The sequence below is a fragment of the Cobetia sp. genome (genome assembly GCF_983723665.1).
Genome location: NZ_CFDJES010000257.1, coordinates 1 through 2317, shown reverse-complemented (window position 1 = coordinate 2317; position 2317 = coordinate 1). Strand labels below are relative to the sequence as shown.

3 protein-coding genes are annotated in these 2317 nt (G+C 63.8%); all 3 read left to right on the top strand.

The genetic code is table 11. From position 1 onward, the window contains the following. The first annotated feature begins 37 nt into the window (after positions 1-37). From AC4FAH_RS14585 to AC4FAH_RS14575, 3 genes are read left to right on the top strand one after another with little or no spacing between them, the layout of a single operon-like run. Complete coding sequence (locus tag AC4FAH_RS14585; RefSeq protein WP_216060248.1) at positions 38-892, top strand: transporter substrate-binding domain-containing protein; 855 nt, start codon at positions 38-40, stop codon at positions 890-892. 46 nt (positions 893-938) lie between these two features. Continuing rightward, the gene (locus AC4FAH_RS14580; RefSeq protein WP_288988274.1) at positions 939-1664 is read left to right on the top strand and encodes an amino acid ABC transporter permease; all 726 of its coding nucleotides are present in this window, start codon (positions 939-941) and stop codon (positions 1662-1664) included. Further along, on the top strand, positions 1661-2314 hold the full coding sequence (locus AC4FAH_RS14575) for an amino acid ABC transporter permease (RefSeq protein WP_077376658.1): 654 nt from the start codon (positions 1661-1663) through the stop codon (positions 2312-2314). The genes AC4FAH_RS14580 and AC4FAH_RS14575 overlap by 4 nt, the downstream gene beginning before the upstream one ends. Positions 2315-2317 lie beyond the last annotated feature (3 nt).

The window sequence follows — 2317 nt, the reverse complement described above, 5'->3', positions numbered from 1 at the left end:
ATCAGCGCCTGGCATTGACGGATACCGGAGTCGACCGATGAGCAAGCGTCACGAGAGCAAGGCCCAGCAGCGCGCCACACGGACAGGCAACAAGCAGCGTCTTGGCAACTGGGTCCGCAAGGGAATATTGCTGGCCCTGTGGGGCACGTTGGCGTCCACCGCCCTGAGCGCACACGCGGATGCACTGAGTGACATCAAAGATAGCGGGGTGTTGAAAGTGGCGGTGCCCCAGGACTTCCCGCCCTTCGGCTCGGTCGGCCCGGACCTCAAGCCGCGTGGCTACGATATCGACATGGCGCGCTATCTGGCAGACGAGATGGACGTGAAGCTTGAGCTGGTGCCGGTCACCTCGGCCAATCGCATCCCTTACCTGCAGACCCGCAAGGTCGATCTGGTGATCTCGAGCCTGGGCAAGAATCCCGAGCGTGAGAAGGCGATCGATTTCTCCGATGCCTATGCGCCGTTCTTCCTCGGCGTGTTCGGCGAGAAGGGCAGTGAGGTGGACTCCGCGCAAGGACTGAGCGAGAAGACCATCGGCGTGACACGTGGCTCGGTGGAAGACATGGAGCTCAGCAAGGTGGCACCGGAATCGACCACCGTGAAGCGCTTCGAAGACAACAACACGACCTTGTCGGCCTTCCTGTCAGGGCAGGTCGAGATGATCGCCACCGGCAATCTCGTCACCGCCGCCATCGCCGAGCGCAATCCTGCCCGCGTGCCGGTCAGCGTGCTGCCGCTCAAGAATTCTCCCTGCTATGTGGGCATGCGTCATGACACGCCGGCGCTCAAGGCGCGCGTGAATGAGCTGATCGCCCAGGGAATCGAGGATGGCACGCTCAATACGCTCTCCGAGACCTGGTTCAAGGCGCCGCTGCCGTCACTGGATGCCTGAATCGAGACGTCACACGTCTGATCCCTTTGCCCGTGAGGCTTGATCGATGAACTATCTCCCGGATTTCCCGCGCCTGTTGCCGTATCTGCCCGACCTGATGGCCGGGCTGATGACGACGGTCTGGCTGACGGCGCTGACCACCACGTTGGGGATACTCGGCGCGGTGATGTGTGTCTGGCAGCGCCATCGTGCGCCGACCAGCCTCTTCAGCCGGCTGCTGGGCATGCTGGTGGAGCTGCTGCGCAACACGCCTTTCATCGTCCAGCTGTTCTTCATCTTCTTCGGTCTGCCGGCGCTGGGACTGTCACTCAGTGCCGAGATGGCCGCTGTAATCGCGATGACACTCAACCTGGCGGCCTACAGCAGTGAAATCCTGCGTGCCGGGGTCGATGCCACCGGTCGCGGCCAGTGGGAAGCCGGGCGGGCACTGGGGCTTACCCGCTGGCAGAGCTATCGCCATGTGGTGCTGATGCCGGCGCTGGAACGCATGTATCCGGCGCTGACCAGCCAGTGCGTGATCGTGATGCTGGGTTCCGCCGTGGTCTCCCAGATCAGCGTGGCGGACCTGACCTTCGCGGCCAACTTCATCCAGTCACGTACCTTCCTGAGCTTCGAGAGCTACGTGGTGACGGCAGGCATGTACCTGCTGTTGGCCATCGCGATGCGCGCCTTGCTCAACCGCATCGGGCGTCGCCTGTTCGGCTTTCGCCACCTGACGCCCGCCCCGCGCAGCTGTCTGTCTTCCCATGTCCTGAAAGAGGCCCACTCATGATCGACTTCACGCTGTGGGACATTCTGCGCAACCTGTTGCTGGCGGCGCGCTGGACACTGGCGCTGTCCCTGATCGCCTTCATCGGCGGCAGTCTGGTCGGGCTGGCGCTGACCTTTCTGCGCCTGACCCGCTGGCCGGGGGCGGCGCTCTTCTGTCGTCTCTATACCGAGCTGTTCCAGGGCACGCCGCTGTTGATGCAGCTGTTCCTGGCCTTCTTCGGCGTGGCGGTCTTCGGGCTGGATGTCTCGGCCTGGACGGCGGCGGCCGTGGCGCTGACGCTGTTCAGCAGTGCCTTCCTGCATGACATCTGGCGCGGCTGTGTCGAGGCGGTGCCCAAGGGGCAGTGGGAAGGGGCGCGGGTGCTGGGGCTCGGCTACCTGAAGACCATGCGTCACATCATCCTGCCGCAGGCGCTGCGCATGGCCATCGCGCCGACCGTCGGCTTCTCGGTGCAGATCATCAAGGGCACCGCGCTTGCCTCGGTGATCGGCTTCGTCGAGCTGACCAAGGCCGGCACCATGCTCAACAACGCCACCCTGGAACCCTTCACCGTCTTCGCGCTGGTCGCGTTGCTGTATTTCGCCATGTGCTATCCGCTGTCGCGGCTGGCTCGCCACCTGGAGGCACGTCTCAATGTCACTGCTCGCTGAAGT

Coding starts and splice junctions, on each gene's coding strand:
- AC4FAH_RS14585 (WP_216060248.1), top strand. CDS start 38: ATGAGCAAGCGTCACGAGAGCAAGGCCCAGCAGCGCGCCACACGGACA.
- AC4FAH_RS14580 (WP_288988274.1), top strand. CDS start 939: ATGAACTATCTCCCGGATTTCCCGCGCCTGTTGCCGTATCTGCCCGAC.
- AC4FAH_RS14575 (WP_077376658.1), top strand. CDS start 1,661: ATGATCGACTTCACGCTGTGGGACATTCTGCGCAACCTGTTGCTGGCG.